General features: G+C 45.4%; 11 protein-coding genes. 2 read left to right on the top strand and 9 right to left on the bottom strand.

What is annotated here, in order from left to right:
* Positions 1-5: 5 nt before the first annotated feature.
* The 7 genes from AB6F11_RS14330 to AB6F11_RS14300 all read right to left on the bottom strand — a co-directional run bounded on the left by AB6F11_RS14330 (position 6) and on the right by AB6F11_RS14300 (position 7,658).
* The gene (locus AB6F11_RS14330; RefSeq protein WP_017065006.1) at positions 6-1,433 is read right to left on the bottom strand and encodes an NAD-dependent succinate-semialdehyde dehydrogenase; all 1,428 of its coding nucleotides are present in this window, start codon (positions 1,431-1,433) and stop codon (positions 6-8) included.
* 93 nt (positions 1,434-1,526) lie between these two features.
* Positions 1,527-2,609, bottom strand: a complete 1,083-nt coding sequence (aguA, locus tag AB6F11_RS14325; protein ID WP_017065007.1) for an agmatine deiminase — start codon at positions 2,607-2,609, stop codon at positions 1,527-1,529.
* An 11-nt stretch (positions 2,610-2,620) separates the two neighbouring features.
* Positions 2,621-3,487, bottom strand: a complete 867-nt coding sequence (gene aguB / locus AB6F11_RS14320; RefSeq protein ID WP_017067340.1) for an N-carbamoylputrescine amidase — start codon at positions 3,485-3,487, stop codon at positions 2,621-2,623.
* Between the two features lie 21 nt (positions 3,488-3,508).
* Positions 3,509-4,786: an FAD-binding oxidoreductase gene (locus AB6F11_RS14315; RefSeq protein WP_017065009.1), complete on the bottom strand. Its 1,278-nt coding sequence runs from the start codon at positions 4,784-4,786 to the stop codon at positions 3,509-3,511.
* Between the two features lie 30 nt (positions 4,787-4,816).
* Positions 4,817-6,301, bottom strand: coding sequence for an aldehyde dehydrogenase (locus AB6F11_RS14310; RefSeq protein ID WP_017065010.1), 1,485 nt, complete (start codon positions 6,299-6,301; stop codon positions 4,817-4,819).
* 36 nt (positions 6,302-6,337) lie between these two features.
* On the bottom strand, positions 6,338-6,895 hold the full coding sequence (puuR, locus tag AB6F11_RS14305) for an HTH-type transcriptional regulator PuuR (RefSeq protein WP_017065011.1): 558 nt from the start codon (positions 6,893-6,895) through the stop codon (positions 6,338-6,340).
* Positions 6,896-6,911: 16 nt separating this feature from the next.
* The gene (locus AB6F11_RS14300; protein ID WP_017065012.1) at positions 6,912-7,658 is read right to left on the bottom strand and encodes a gamma-glutamyl-gamma-aminobutyrate hydrolase family protein; all 747 of its coding nucleotides are present in this window, start codon (positions 7,656-7,658) and stop codon (positions 6,912-6,914) included.
* 342 nt (positions 7,659-8,000) lie between these two features.
* On the opposite strand from AB6F11_RS14300, the gene AB6F11_RS14295 reads away from it, so the two are divergent.
* A complete protein-coding gene (locus tag AB6F11_RS14295; protein WP_017065013.1) occupies positions 8,001-9,344 on the top strand; it encodes a glutamine synthetase family protein in 1,344 nt (447 codons plus the stop codon).
* A 17-nt stretch (positions 9,345-9,361) separates the two neighbouring features.
* Entirely contained in the window at positions 9,362-10,837 is a 1,476-nt protein-coding gene (locus tag AB6F11_RS14290; protein WP_104216390.1) for a Na+/H+ antiporter NhaC family protein, read from the top strand.
* A 109-nt stretch (positions 10,838-10,946) separates the two neighbouring features.
* On the opposite strand, the gene AB6F11_RS14285 is transcribed toward AB6F11_RS14290, so the two are convergent.
* A complete protein-coding gene (locus tag AB6F11_RS14285) occupies positions 10,947-11,561 on the bottom strand; it encodes a TetR/AcrR family transcriptional regulator (protein WP_065584813.1) in 615 nt (204 codons plus the stop codon).
* Between the two features lie 163 nt (positions 11,562-11,724).
* Positions 11,725-13,035, bottom strand: a complete 1,311-nt coding sequence (locus AB6F11_RS14280) for a glycerate kinase (RefSeq protein ID WP_065584812.1) — start codon at positions 13,033-13,035, stop codon at positions 11,725-11,727.
* Positions 13,036-13,039: the final 4 nt, after the last annotated feature.

Raw genomic sequence — 13,039 nt, 5'->3', positions numbered from 1 at the left:
TTTGATTAGTTGCCGCCAAAGCAGAGATATTTGATGCTCATGTATTCATCGATACCTTGTTTTGCCCCTTCACGCCCGATACCGGACTGCTTAACTCCACCGAAAGGGGCTACCTCGGTAGAGATCATGCCTTCGTTAATTCCTACCATGCCGTACTCCAGTGCTTCTGCTATCTTCCATACACGGTGGATATTTTGGCTATAGAAGTAAGACGCTAAGCCATAGATAGTGTCGTTAGCCATTTCGATAAGCTGTTGGTCATCATCAAATTTGATCACAGGAGCGACGGGGCCAAAGATCTCTTGCGAGATAATATCCATATCATGCGTAACGTTTTTGAGAACGACAGGTTGCATGAATAGACCATCAAGAGTTTTCGGCTCAGTAACTGGTTTCGCGCCCTGTTCGATTGCGCCGTCAATGAGGGACTGAATACCTTGTTTTGCTGATTCGCTGATTACCGGACCAACATTTACACCCTCTTCTAGACCATTGCCTACTTTAAGCTGCTGCACTGCTGCATCGAATTTTTCAACAAACTCATCGTACACCTTGTTATGTACATAAAAACGGTTAGCGCAGACGCAAGTTTGACCGGCATTACGAAACTTAGACGCCATTGCACCAAGCACAGCCGCATCAATATCTGCATCATCAAATACGATAAATGGTGCATTTCCACCGAGCTCCATTGACGTTCGCTTGATGTCGTTTGCACTTTGCTGCATCAGCACTCTTCCAACTTGCGTAGAGCCCGTGAAAGAGAGCTTACGAATCAGAGGATGTGAGGTAAAAATACCGCCAACTTGACGAGAATTCGCGCCCAATACCACTTGCAGTACATCACGAGGAATGCCCGCTTGATATGCTAGCTCAGCTACAGCAAAAGCAGATAAAGGTGTGGATTCAGACGGCTTCACAATAAAACTACAGCCAGCCGCAAGTGCTGGACCTGCCTTACGAGTTATCATTGCAATAGGAAAATTCCACGGAGTAATCGCACAAGCTACTCCAATAGGTTGTTTCATAGTTACAAGGCGTTTGTCGCTACTTGGCGCTGGAATTGTCTCACCATAGGTACGCTTCGCTTCTTCAGCAAACCACTCGATAAAGCTTGCGCCGTACAACACCTCACCTTGTGCTTCTGCCCATGGCTTGCCTTGCTCTAACGTCATCAGGCGACCGAGATCTTCCTTGTTATCAAGTAACAACTGATACCATTTTTGTAGTAAACCAGAACGGGTTTTGGCTGGCAGCAAAGCCCACTCTTTTTGCGCGAAGCTTGCACGCTCGACCCCATCTAAAATGTCATGTTCAGACGACACTGGTGCATAACCAAGTATTTCACCCGTCGCGGGGTTACTTACAGCAATACCTTGGTCTTGATTTAGCACCATAAACGACAGCAATGATTGATTTGTAATTTGTTGCATGGGGATTCCTTTTGACAGCTTTACCTTGGCGTCTACTGATAGTTACCCTACCAAGCAGAAAACCAATAGTTCATTGTTTTAATAATGGTTTTCCTAAGCAGGGATCTGCTGAGTAATGCAGTGGATGTTACCTCCACCCAGCAAAACCTCACGCGTTGGTATACCAACGACTTGATGTTCAGGCATCGCTTGCCGCAATATTTTTATTGCCTGCTCGTCAGTTCTATCATCGAGCAATGGCAAAAACACATAACCATTCGCGATAAGAAAGTTGGCATAAGAAGCACTTAACCTTTCCCCTGCATCACGTGTCATTCCATCACTTTTATCAATTCCGCTTGCTTCTGCTTCGCTATAGTGCAAAGGCCCTGGCAACGGTAAACGGATGATTTCAATCTCTCGACCTTTAGCATCAGATTGATCTTTTAACACTTGTTCCGCCTGACGAGATAATGCGAATTGTGGGTCTGATGGATCATCTGTCCAACTCAATACCACTTTCCCCGGGGCAATTACATGCATCAAATTATCAACATGTCCGTCAGTTTCATCATCGAATAGTCCTTTAGGCAGCCAAATGACCTTTTCAATACCTAGATATTCTTTGAGATGTGTTTCTATCTGTTGTTGATTCAACTCAGGGTTGCGTCCCGGACTAAGCAAACACTCTTCTGTTGTATAGAGCGTACCTTCGCCATCAGTATGAATTGAGCCCCCCTCTAAAACGAATGGGGCGTTGTAGTGATCAATTCCGATAATGTCACATACTGAGCTAGCCACTAGGTCGTCCTGCTGCCAGTTTTCATAGAGGCCATTATAGTCACCACCCCAAGCGTTAAACTGCCAGTTGATTCCACGACGCTCGCCGTCTTGATTCACCAACACTGTGGGCCCAATATCACGCATCCACGCATCATTGAATGGGATTTCAACAAGCCGAATATCTGAATGAAGCAATGTTCTCGCCTTATCAAATTGCTTCGCACTCACGGCGACACAAACCTTAGTCACTTCTGCTATTGCATTCGCAATGCTAGCGAATGTTTGCTGGGCAGGAAGGGCGTTATCACGCCAATTGTCTCGTCTTTCTGGCCAAGCCAACCAAACTTCTTCAATAGGATGAAACTCAGCTGGAAAGTAGAACCCATCTTGCAGTGGTGTTGTCGATAACTGCATACTCTGCCCCTTTAAACTGCTAGTTTGCCCACAGAGCCATATAGATCTGGGCGGCGGTCACGGAACAGCCCCCACGAGTGACGCGCTTGAGCCGTTGCGGCTAAATCAATCTCCGCGTAAATGATAGCTTCCTCATCACGTGGCGCTTCTGCCAACTTGCCACCAGTATGATCGGTAATAAAAGAAGAACCGTAGAATGTGGTTTCAATGCCATCATCACATTCTGTGCCTACGCGATTAGACGCAATCACAGGAACCAAGTTTGCAGCGGAATGGCCTTGCATAGTGCGTTGCCAGTGATCACGAGAATCTAAAGTTGGATCTTGTGGTTCGCTGCCAATAGCGGTTGGGTAAAAAATGGCTTCTGCACCATGTAACGCTAAGCTACGAGCAAGCTCGGGAAACCATTGATCCCAGCAAATACCAGCGCCGAACTTACCAAACTGGGTTTGCCATACTTTGAAACCAGTATCTCCAGGACTAAAATAGTATTTTTCGCTATAACCCGGACCATCCGGGATGTGTGATTTGCGGTAGTTATCTAGCACAGTGCCATCGGCATCAATCATCACTAATGAGTTAAAGAAGGTATTGCCCGCTTTTTCAAAATAACTAACTGGAATCACGACCCCGAGTTCTTTTGCCAATGCACTCATCTCTGTTATCAACAGACAATTGTCTACTTCCTCAGCCAACTCAAAATACTTAGCTTCTTGCTTCTTACAAAAATAAGGAGCAGCGAACAATTCCTGCGGCAAAACCACATTGGCACCGTTACTCGCAGCTTCACGAATCGCTTGCTTAGCTTTATTTAGGTTATCTTCCAGATCCCAGCTTTTGGTCAGTTGCAGGGCCGCGAATTTTACTACTCTACTCATTGGATGTTCCTTATCGTCCGGTTAGATAGCCAGTTTATCTCTTAGGTTGTAATACGCTGCGCCAACTGCTGTGAATGGTATTTGGAAGTGACGTCCACCAGGGAAGGCGTAGTGCTTGAGTTGTGCGAAGGCATCAAATCGTTCGGCATGCCCTGTTAAGGCTTCTGCCAATAACTTGCCAGCCAAGTGAGTACAGGTAACTCCATGACCACTGTAGCCTTGCAAATAATAAATATTGTCGTCGAATGCGCCGAACTGCGGCATACGTGAGTAGGTAAGTAAGAAGTTACCAGTCCATGTGTAATCAATCTTGATACCTTTAAGTTGAGGGAAAATACCTTCTAACTTAGGACGAATCAGAGACTCAATGTCTTGAGGGTCACGAGCGCCATAAACCACCCCGCCCCCAAACAACAAGCGTTTGTCGGCACTCAATCGGAAATAGTCCAGTAAGTAATTACAGTCTTCAACGCAGTAGTCACTTGGTAAAACCTGTTTTAGTTGCTCATCGGTAAGCGGCTCTGTCGCCACGACTTGAGTTCCACATGGGATGGCTTTGTTACTGATATTCGGAGCCAACCCACCTAAGTAGGCGTTGCCAGCTAACACCAAGTATTTACTCTTCACGCTACCGCTCGCTGTTCTTGCAACAGGATTCGCACCTTTTTCAATGGACGTTACCGCTGATTGTTCAAAAATTTGGCCACCAAGAGAAACAAATGCTGCGGCTTCCCCCAATGCGAGTTTAAGCGGATGAATGTGCCCACCTCGCATATCAAGCAAGCCACCGGTGTAAGCTTGAGTACCAACCGCCTCTTCTACTTGGCTAGCATCCAACATGGTGAGCTGGTCATTACCATATCGCTCCCAGTTTTTCTTATGATGCTCTAAACCTATTAACTGCTTTTTGTTTAGCGCGGTAAATAGGCCACCGCGTTTGTGGTCACACTCAATATCGTATTTTTCGATTAGGCCACGAATGACATCTCCGCCTTCGAAAATCATGTCACACAGGGCTTTAGCCTGGGGTTGGTCGTAACGGCTTTCTATTACATCAACATCTCGGCTGTAGCTATTGACGATCTGTCCACCATTACGACCAGTTGCTCCAAAACCAACTTTGGCACTCTCTAGTACCACTACCTTAAAACCTTTCTCGGCTAAATGAAGAGCCGAAGATAAACCTGAAAACCCAGCCCCAACCACACACACATCACACTCAATGTTGTCTTGCAGTTGTGGGAACTCTGGCATGTTCGGGATAGAGTGGGCGTAAAACGAATCCGTATGCTTATTCATAGTGATATTCCTTTATTAATCATCAGCAGGCTAAGGGTGAAGGCGAATCCAAGTGGTTTTGGTTTCTGTGAATTTTTCGATGGCGTGCAGTGATTTATCACGGCCGTTACCACTCATTTTGAACCCACCAAAAGGGACGGTCATATCACCTTCGTTGTAGTTGTTCACCCAAACAGAACCTGCCTGAAGCTGTTTAGCTACACGGTGTACGCGGTTAATGTTATTGCTCCAAAGCGCCGCACCTAAACCGTATTTTGAGTCATTGGCGATTGCGACGGCTTCAGCTTCATCTTTAAATGAGATAACACAAAGTACAGGACCAAAGATCTCTTCCTGGGCGACACGCATTTTATTGTCAACGTTATCAAGAATGGTCGGCTCAACAAATGCACCTTTGCCTTCAACATCACCCCCGCAACGAAGAACTGCACCTTCCGCTTGGCCAAGCTCTATATATTCAAGCACTTTTGATTTGTGACCTTGATCGATGAGCGCTCCCATCGAAGATGAGGTGTCCATTGGGTCTTTCGGCATAAAGGATTGAGCCGCAGAAATGACTTTATCAACAAAGCGATCTTTGATGCTTTCGTGCACTAATAAACGAGTTGCAGCGACACAGACTTCGCCTTGGTTATAGAAGCAACCACCAGCGGTTTCTGCGGCTGCACGATCGAGGTCTTCGCAGTCTTCAAATACGATATTGGCATTCTTACCACCAGCCTCAGCAAACACACGCTTAAGATTGGTTTCACCAGAACGAACCATTAATTGACCAGCAATACGAGTGGAACCCGTAAATGCAATACAGTCGACGTCATGGTGTTTCGCTAAAGCATCACCGGCTTCATGGCCAAAGCCTGTAACGACTTGAAAAACGCCACGTGGTAAGCCTGCTTGATTGGCGAGTTGACCAATATAAATAGCAGTGAGAGAAGATTTTTCAGAGGGTTTAAGAATAACGCTATTACCTGCTGCTAATGCAGGGCCAAGTTTCCAGCAAGCTAACCATAATGGAAAGTTCCATGGAACTACCGCTGCAACAACACCGATAGCTTGATGAGAAACAAAGGCGTGTACATCTTGTTCCGTTGGCGCGACTTCCCCATACACTTTATCGATGGCTTCTGCATACCAACGCAGTGCACTTGCAGCACCAGGGATATCGGTTGAAAAGCTATGGCTGATTGGCTTACCCGTATCTAGGGTTTCCAGCAACGCAAGTTCTTCACGATGTTGGTCAATCAGCGTTGCAAATTGGCTGAGTACCGCTTTGCGATATGACGGAGCGCTGTTGCTCCATTCACCAGAAAGGAAAGCTTGACGAGCACATGTTACCGCAAGCTCAACATCTTCTTCTTGGCAACGAGCTATCTGGGTCAGTGTCTCGTCGGTAGCCGGGTTAACAACATCTAGAGTTTCTCCACTGATAGCTGCGCTATATTCGCCATTAATAAAGGCACGATTTTCGATGTTTAGATTGTTTCTCAGTTCAATCCATTGTTCTTGGGTTTTCATACGCTCTCCTTGTTATCACAACAAGGCAAGGCCCACTTAGAATGTGGTTGGCGTATGCGCGCTTATCATTCGACAAGCCTTGTCTGTGTGATTTGTGAACTTGTGCGGCTGCGTCGTATCAATAATGTACGATTCACCTTGTTTAAGGACAAAAGATTGCTCTTTGTATTCCAGAGTGATTTCGCCCTCTAAAATAGTGCCGATCTCTTCGCCTTCATGTTTAATTTCCGCCGCACCCGTTGTGCCGTGGGGGGCATACTCTTCAATCAAAAATCCAATTACCTGTTCTTTGCTGCCGTTGGTTACCAATTTCATTGAAACCGACTCACTGCCCATTTCAACCAACTCTTCAGGTGCAACGACAACCTTCACTTCATCGCTTTTGGGTTGTTCAAGTGTGAAAAACTCCGAAAGAGATAAAGAAAAAACATTCACTATTTTTTGCAACGAACTTACTGAAGGGCTTACCTTCGCATTCTCAATCGAAGAGATCGCGCTATGTGTAATACCTGCTCGTTCGGCTAATTCTCGTTGTGACAATCCATGTTCTTTTCTTAATCGAACAATATTTTTACCAATCTCTTGGTTGTCCATGTAGGTGGCTCCTAACTTATAGAGAGGCCGCCATCATAAATTCTTTAAACAAAATTTGAGAGAAATGATTCGTTTTTGCTTTCCATTCTGGGTGCCACTGCACGCCAACAAAGAATTTTTGCCCTGGAAGACTAAACGCTTCCACTAAACCATCCGGTGCTTTAGCTTCCACAGTCAGTTGGGGAGCTAATTGGTCAACCCCTTGGTTATGAAGAGTATTAACCTCAAAAAAGATAGTGTTTTCCCAATGATTTTCAGTCAGCCATTTCTCAAACAAACTTTGTTTTTGCACCAACACCGCGTGTGATGGAGCGTACTTTTCCTCAAAGTCTTCGACCTCACTCTCTCTATGGTCGTTGAAACCTGAATCATGAACTGCTGGGTTCAGTGAGCCTCCCAGAGCAACATTCATCTCTTGAAATCCACGGCAAACACCAAAACACGGAATGTCTTTGTCTATCGCTTGACGAATCAAAGTAAAGGAAAGCTCATCTCGAGCTTCATCTTTCTTAGACTCTTCATGAGTGCCGTTGTAATGATGTGGTGCCACATTTGAGTGACTCCCCGGAAATAAAAAACCGTCGCAGATGTTAAGAAGACGCTCAACGTCTTCACTTGCCATATCCGGAGCCAATATCAGTGGCAACCCACCAAAGTCTTTCACAGCCGTGAGGTAAAAATTATTCACTGCCTGTATTTGATAGCCACCCAATTCTTTAGCGCAACTAACAATTCCAATAATGGGTTTGCTTGTTCTAGACATGTTACTTCCGTGCTCGATTTATTTAACACTTACACTACAAATCATGTACAAAATTATCAACACCGATGTTCGATATTATGACCAAAGCGTGACCAAACCCACCTTTTTGGTCAAAAAAACGACTAATTTTGGACATTATATTGAGCAAAACACAATCAACTGTTACAAAATAGTTAACAGAAACATCTTTCAATAAAATTGTAAATTTCAAAGTAATCAACGCAAGCTTATGTATTAAAAGGAAATAACCTTTAAAACTAGACTTTAGTCTAATTAGTACAATTGACTTGTTTCTTTTTTATTACTTTTAATTTACCAAATAGAGGCTAGTTGGAGAACACAATGGAATCGTATCTACAGGAAGTTAAAAATTTTCGACAAAAATGGCCCAACATCGAGTTTGTTGATCTGATTTTTACCGACATCAATGCCACACCAAGAGGCAAGCGCATCCCAGTAAGTGCACTACACAAGCTGCATAAAGGAGTAGCTCTTCCCCTCTCGACAATTACTTTAGATACCAAAGGTAATGTGGTTGAAACAGCAGGGTTAGGTGAAGAATTGGGAGAACCAGACAACATGTGTTTCCCAATTGCGGATACATTGATGCCTACCGCTAAAGAGCAAGTGGGCCAAATAATGTTGAGTATGATGGATGAGTCAGCCCACACCCCAAACCCGCTCTTTATTCGTAATATCGTCAGTGAAATTCTCGAAAAGTTACACACCAAAGATCAACATCCATGTGTTGCCTTAGAGCTAGAGTTTTACTTAATAGACAGGAAGCGGGGTGAGATGGGAGCACTACAAACAGCCATCAACCCAAACAAAAAATCACGAGAAAAAGATACCGAAGTCTATGACTTAGATGGTTTGGATGATTACGCAGACTTTTTGGCCGATCTTAACAAAGTCGCTCAAGAACAAGGGTTAAATACTTCGGGGGCACTATCTGAATCCGCCCCAGGACAATTCGAAATTAACTTCAACCACTCTAAAGATGTACTACGAGTGTGTGATGAAATCATCATCGTCAAACGCCTAATTCGTCAAATTGCTAATCAACATGATTTCGATGCTACCTTCATGGCTAAGCCATTTAGTGAGCAAGCTGGTAACGGTATGCACATCCACCTTAGCTTGGTGGATTCCAACGACAATAACCACTTCAGCCAACAAGATGGTGAACCCAGTAATCTCTTTTATCAAACCATGGCCGCGATGCTTGCTCAAACATCCGATTCCATGGCCTTGATTTGCCCTAACGTTAACTCTTACCGCCGCTTTGTTCCAGGAGCTTACGTGCCAACGAAAGCAGACTGGGGCGAGAACCATCGTGGTGTCGCACTGCGTGTTCCTATCAGCGACAGCAACAATCGCCGAATTGAACACCGCATTGCGGGAGCTGACGTTAACCCTTACATTCTCGCTGCAGTAGTACTATCCGCAGTATTAGCGAGTGAAAACTATACCAAAGACCAATGTCCTAACTCCCTCAGTGATGATGCAATAGACTTACCTCTGCGTATGTCTGAAGCTCTCGATCAGCTAGAACGCAGTGAGCTGACCCCGTACATCTCTAAAGAGTTTGTCGATCTATATTTAGCTTGTAAACGAAGTGAACTGGCGGAGTTTGAACGCGCCATCACTCCATTAGAAATCGACTGGATGTTGCACTCAGCATAAACAAAGGAACTACACGTATGACTACGCAAACTAAGGCGTTGGACGCGCCGCTGAAGATCAACAGTCAACACATCATGGTATCTCTATTGGTTGTCGCGACTTTCATTTTCTTCACATCAATTGGATTGAACCACCAAGAAGGAGAGGCCTATGGATGGATGAGCCTTCTCCCTACCGCACTTGTTTTGGTATTCGCCCTAACTACACACCGCACCGTAGAGGCGCTTTTTAGTGGTACCATCGCTGGTGTACTACTACTCAATCCTGCGCAAGCCGTTGAGCAAATTGTCGGCATATCGATGGATGTAATGATGAACGAAACCATTGCATGGATCGTTCTAGTTTGCGGACTGATGGGGGGATTAATCGCAATTCTCGAAAAAGGCGGCAGTATTTTAAGCTTTTCAGATATGTTGGTCACAAAGGTTAAGAGCCGTAAACAATCTATGCTGATGACCTTTTTCCTCGGCATCATGATCTTTATTGATGACTATCTGAACGCGATCGCTATCTCATCATCGATGAAGAAGATTACTGACGGATACAACATCTCCCGTGAAAAACTATCTTATCTAGTCGATTCCACCGCTGCGCCGATTTGTATTCTGGTGCCAATATCAACATGGGCTATTTTCTTTAGCTCACTGCTTGAAGCGAATGGAGTGGCTGAAGCTGGTGAGGGTATCAAAGCATATATTGAAGCGATTCCATACATGGCTTATGGCTGGGTTACGCTGATAATCGTCCTTCTCGTTGCGTTAGAAAAGATGCCGGATTTAGGCGCAATGAAGCAGGCTGAGGAACGAGCGAAGAAAGGTCAAGTACGTCCTGACGGTGCAACAGACATCGACTTTGGCGCAAATATTACAGCGCACACCAACCCAACGATGGGATTAATCAACTTCCTATTGCCTATGGTGGTGTTAGTTGGTGCAAGCTGGTACTTCGGTATTGATCTATTAGCAGGCGTATTTGTCGCAATTATCTTTACTATCTGCTTCTATGGTGTTCAACGTCTAATCTCAATGAATGATATGTTTGAAGCTGTCTACGACGGAATCAAAGTTATGCTGCTGCCATTGGCAACGGTGATTGGTGGATTCATGCTGAAGTCTGTGAATGATTCTCTAGGAGTGACACAATATGTCATCGAGACAGTAAGCCCTTATCTATCGGCGTCTTACTTCCCAGCAATTATCTTTATGATCACCGGTGCATTGGTGTTTGCTACCGCATCTTCTTGGGGAACTTTTGCAGTTGCTATGCCAATCGTATTGCCTCTAGGCGAACAACTTGGCGTACCTCTACATTTAACTATTGCGGCTCTGCTTTCGGCATCAGCAGCGGGCAGTCACTCATGTTTCTTTAGTGACTCAACGGTATTGTCAGCTCAAGGTTCCGGGTGTACCTCAATGCAACACGCAACCACTCAATTCCCCTACGCATTGATAGGTATTGTCGCAACAGCTCTCTTCTTCTTGTTAGTTGGCTAAGCCTCATACAGCTAAAATACAAGCGTAAAAAATGCCTTATTCTACGATAAGGCATTTCAATTTCCTGAAGAGCAAGCTTAAAGCAACTCTCAGCAAGACTCTCCAGCTTTCAAGTGCTCCCTTTCACACCACAGCCTTTAATCACTAGCTGAGTGATGAACTCAGCGGCATCGGCATAGTCTTTATCATCGAGTTGGTCCTTCTGCATCACGCTGCAAATCTGCCAGCCAAAATCGGCGTAGGTTTGAGTTGCCGCCCAGATGGTAAACATCAGGTGATGAGCGGGAACATCGTCCATTAGGCCCTGCGCCGACCATGTCGAGAACTTATCAAGAATCATCTGGGATTGCTTATACAGCTCGTCACCAATCTCTTTCGGCAATACTTTAGCGCCAGACATCACTTCATTGGCAAATACTTTAGAGGCATGTGGATGGTCGCGAGAAATAATCAGTTTGGTTTGAATATATTGAGACAAGGCTTCAACAGGATCGCTCAGCTCTTCAATCGGACGAGATGCTTCTAGCAAGGGCTGAGTGACGGTTTCAAGCACAGCGTTGTAGAGCTTATCTTTAGAGCTGAAATAATAGAATACGTTAGGTTTGGGAATGTCGGCCGCTTTTGCGATGTCAGCCATTTTTGTTGCGGCATAACCATGAGTGGCGAATTGTTCACACGCGACTTCGATGATTAAATCTTGATTCTTTTGTCTGATCCTAGACATATTGCATCCTATACAGCTCGTTACTAAAATCATAGTAATCAACGTGCTTCATTAGTCCAGAAGATAATCTCAGAACTCAAGGTCACCGCATTGATAACAATAAAATGGCCGCTCTATTTGTTAAGAAGCGACCATTCCATACCGTGTTTTTGAACTGTTCAAGTTAAAGAATCAATATTGCGCGGAAGTCATTCACATTAGTCAGCGTTGGTCCCGTGGTAAGAAGCACATCGACTTGCTTGAAGAAATCGTAGCTGTTGTTGGCATCGAGGTAGTCTTGCGCTTTAAGCGACAAGCTCGAACCTTGTTGCCATGTTTGTGGGGTAATCCACGCACCCGCATTGTCCTCCACGCCATCAATCCCGTCGGTATCGGCGGCCAATGCAAATATGTTGTCTTGGCCTTTAAGCTCATTATACAAGCTCAATAAGAACTCACAGTTACGCCCACCACGACCATTGCCTTTAACGGTTACTGTGGTTTCGCCACCAGAAAGTATCACGCAAGGCGTCGCAAATGGGTGCTTGTGATTGGCCACTTGCTTAGCCAACGCAGCGTGAACTTTCGCAACATCTCGCGCTTCTCCCTCTATGCAATCACTCAACACATAAGCCGGAATGCCTAAGCCTTCAGCTTCTGCTGCAGCGGATTCCAATGCCGACATCGGAGTCGCGATAATATGGTGCTCGGCATTCTTCCAGCAGACGTCATCTGGCTTAACGGTTTCTGACTCTGGATTATTTAACCATTCAAATGCCGAGCGTGGTGTTTCTATTCGGTAACGTTCTAAAATTGCCATCGCATCAAAACGCGTAGTGGTGTCGGGTACGGTTGGGCCAGAGGCAATCACACTAATGTCATCACCCGGCACATCAGAAATCGCCAGTGACACTACCCTTGCAGGATAGGCCGCTTTGGCGAGTCGACCGCCTTTTATTGAAGATAGATGTTTGCGAACACAATTCATCTCATCAATGGCGGCGCCTGATTTGAGCAACGCCTTATTGATTTGTTGCTTCTCTGCCAAGCTGATGTCGCCCCCGGGCAGACTTAGCAAAGCAGAACCGCCCCCCGACAGTAGGCAAATCACCGTGTCGTCGGCGCTCAAGCCACTCACTAATTGCAGCATACGTTGGCTTACTTCTAAGCCCATCGCATCTGGCACGGGGTGCGCTGCTTCAATCACCTCAATGTGTTCGCAAGGTGCGGTGTGTTCGTAGCGGGTCACGACTAAGCCTTCAAGATCACGCAGTGCAAGATCTTGTTGTTTCTTTGCCTGCCACACCGCTTCCAGCTCTGCTGCCATTGATGCGGCCGCTTTTCCTGCTCCTATCACCACAGTACGCCCGGCTTGATTAGCAGAGCGATAAAAAATGTCTTGAGGAAGAAAAGGTTCGATGTGATTTTTAGGCAGCGCCTGATTAACAGCACTTGAGAAAAGGGTTTGTAGAAACTGCTTAGCATCAATGTCCATCAGC

This window comes from Vibrio sp. 10N.247.311.14, assembly GCF_041467715.1.
GTDB lineage: Bacteria > Pseudomonadota > Gammaproteobacteria > Enterobacterales > Vibrionaceae > Vibrio > Vibrio crassostreae_C.
Note: the sequence above shows the minus strand (reverse complement) of the source record. Positions and strands in the feature narration are given on the sequence as shown.

What these genes read in the sequence shown, in the direction of transcription:
- AB6F11_RS14330 (WP_017065006.1), bottom strand. Translation starts at nt 1,433, where the DNA reads ATGCAACAAATTACAAATCAATCATTGCTGTCGTTTATGGTGCTAAAT.
- aguA (WP_017065007.1), bottom strand. Translation starts at nt 2,609, where the DNA reads ATGCAGTTATCGACAACACCACTGCAAGATGGGTTCTACTTTCCAGCT.
- aguB (WP_017067340.1), bottom strand. Translation starts at nt 3,487, where the DNA reads ATGAGTAGAGTAGTAAAATTCGCGGCCCTGCAACTGACCAAAAGCTGG.
- AB6F11_RS14315 (WP_017065009.1), bottom strand. Translation starts at nt 4,786, where the DNA reads ATGAATAAGCATACGGATTCGTTTTACGCCCACTCTATCCCGAACATG.
- AB6F11_RS14310 (WP_017065010.1), bottom strand. Translation starts at nt 6,301, where the DNA reads ATGAAAACCCAAGAACAATGGATTGAACTGAGAAACAATCTAAACATC.
- puuR (WP_017065011.1), bottom strand. Translation starts at nt 6,895, where the DNA reads ATGGACAACCAAGAGATTGGTAAAAATATTGTTCGATTAAGAAAAGAA.
- AB6F11_RS14300 (WP_017065012.1), bottom strand. Translation starts at nt 7,658, where the DNA reads ATGTCTAGAACAAGCAAACCCATTATTGGAATTGTTAGTTGCGCTAAA.
- AB6F11_RS14295 (WP_017065013.1), top strand. Translation starts at nt 8,001, where the DNA reads ATGGAATCGTATCTACAGGAAGTTAAAAATTTTCGACAAAAATGGCCC.
- AB6F11_RS14290 (WP_104216390.1), top strand. Translation starts at nt 9,362, where the DNA reads ATGACTACGCAAACTAAGGCGTTGGACGCGCCGCTGAAGATCAACAGT.
- AB6F11_RS14285 (WP_065584813.1), bottom strand. Translation starts at nt 11,561, where the DNA reads ATGTCTAGGATCAGACAAAAGAATCAAGATTTAATCATCGAAGTCGCG.
- AB6F11_RS14280 (WP_065584812.1), bottom strand. Translation starts at nt 13,035, where the DNA reads ATGGACATTGATGCTAAGCAGTTTCTACAAACCCTTTTCTCAAGTGCT.